The sequence below is a fragment of the Arhodomonas sp. KWT genome, from assembly GCF_010993615.1.
The window spans coordinates 1-784 of sequence record NZ_WNXE01000779.1 but is presented as its reverse complement, the minus strand read 5'-3'; the positions used below and the strand labels follow the sequence as shown (position 1 = coordinate 784).

Here is a 784-nt window from a genome sequence, read left to right as displayed (position 1 = left end):
ATACGAGTGGGGCGGGCAGGACGATAGGGAGGTGCCATGGGCGGCGCACGCATCGGGCTGGCGCTCCAGGGCGGCGGGGCCTACGCCGCATTCACCGCCGGCGTCCTCTCGGCCCTGATCCGGCCGGAGGGGCCAATCCCGCCCGGGCGCATACACGCCGTCACCGGCACCTCCGGCGGCGCCCTGAACGCCGCGCTGCTCGCCCGCGCCATCCACGACGGTATCGCCCCGGATACCTACCTCGACGCCTTCTGGCGGCTCAACCGCATGGAGGACCTCCTCCGCGAGCGCTACCACGCCCTGCGCTTCGTCCCGGACGAGGCCCTGGGCCTGCTCATCGGCCTGCACCGCCACCTGGAGGCACTGGGCGTGCCCAAGGCCATGCCCATGAGCCACTTCCGCGGCGTGGCCCTGGACATGATCCGCGACCTCGCCGCGGCCGCGGCCCCCACGCTGGTGGAGGACCCGGACGCCGCGGCCCTGCCGGCCCGGCGCCCCTTCGTCACCGTCGCCGCCACCGAGGTCCACTCCGGGCTGGCGCACCTGTTCAGCAACGACCCCCGCCCCCGCCGCCTCCTCGACACGCCGGACGGGCGCGGCCGCACCCACCCGCTCACCGCCCGCGCCGTGCTCGCCTCCATGGCGCACCCCATGGTCTTCGACGCCGTGCGCATCGGCGATGGTGCCTACTGGGACGGCTACTACACCCGCAACCCGCCCCTGACGCCGCTGCTGCGCCAGGGCTGCACCGACATCGTGCTCGTGCGCCTCGTCGCCCCGGACA

The 784-nt window shown here is 74.7% G+C and carries 1 protein-coding gene; it reads left to right on the top strand.

Translation table 11 applies throughout. The annotated features are described in order from the left end of the window. Window positions 1–36: 36 nt before the first annotated feature. The coding region (locus G7A99_RS22355; RefSeq protein WP_205600009.1) for a patatin-like phospholipase family protein at window positions 37–784 on the top strand (748 nt) is incomplete at its 3' end.